Origin of the sequence: Bacillus pretiosus, assembly GCF_051294775.1 — a bacterium.
GTDB classification, from domain to species: domain Bacteria; phylum Bacillota; class Bacilli; order Bacillales; family Bacillaceae_G; genus Bacillus_A; species Bacillus_A wiedmannii.
The window spans coordinates 1-292 of the sequence record NZ_JBPPHF010000375.1; the positions used below are offsets into that span (position 1 = coordinate 1).

Here is a 292-nt window from a genome sequence, read left to right on the forward strand (position 1 = left end):
TCTTACACCATTCGGAATGCGAAATTTTAATCAAAAAAAGATGTTAAGGAATCAGTTAGACGAAGCAAACGAACAAATTAAAGACTTAGTCAAACGTGAAGTGCGGCAAAGGATTGCAAGAGTTCTACATGATACGTTAGGACATACGTTATCACTCATTACTTTAAAAAGTCAGCTCGTGGAGTAGTTAATTGTTAAAAATCCGGAGCGTGCAAGTGCGGAAGCGAAGGAAATTACACAAACATCTCGTACCGCTTTAAAGCAGCTAAGGGAATTTATCTCTGACATGCGT

General features: G+C 38.4%; 1 pseudogene. It reads left to right on the plus strand.

Going from position 1 to position 292, the window contains the following annotated elements:
• Nucleotides 1-292 (plus strand): annotated as a pseudogene (locus ACSG5Z_RS31330) (sensor histidine kinase); the annotation flags it as partial.